This is a genomic window from Cellulomonas bogoriensis 69B4 = DSM 16987 (assembly GCF_000767165.1).
Classification (GTDB): domain Bacteria; phylum Actinomycetota; class Actinomycetes; order Actinomycetales; family Cellulomonadaceae; genus Actinotalea; species Actinotalea bogoriensis.
Genome location: NZ_AXCZ01000497.1, coordinates 1 through 340 on the forward strand (window position 1 = coordinate 1; position 340 = coordinate 340).

The 340-nt window shown below is 77.6% G+C and carries 1 pseudogene; it reads right to left on the minus strand.

The window, feature by feature from the left end:
* Window positions 1-340, minus strand: a pseudogene (locus tag N869_RS18305) (primosomal protein N'); the annotation flags it as partial.

The window sequence follows — 340 nt, forward strand, 5'->3', positions numbered from 1 at the left end:
CGCCAGCTCGACGCTCGTCAGGGCCCTGACCCTGGGGGCGTGGGCACGCAGCACCTCCCGTGGGGCCTCCATCGCGACCGCCCACCCGTCCCGCACCCACCGCTGCGCCGCGACCGACCGGGTCGGACCGCCCACGAGCAGTGCCGCCGCCTCGAGGTCGTGACGCATCGCCAGGACCTCCCTCGCGTGCGGGTAGGGGGCGCGGGGCTCGGCGTGCAGCCGGTCCACGTCGTCCCAGCACACCACCAGGCCCAGGTCGGTGACGGGCGCGAACGCGGCGGCGCGGGTGCCGACCACCACGTCCGCGGCGCCGCGCAGCACGGCCAGGAACGCCCGGTAG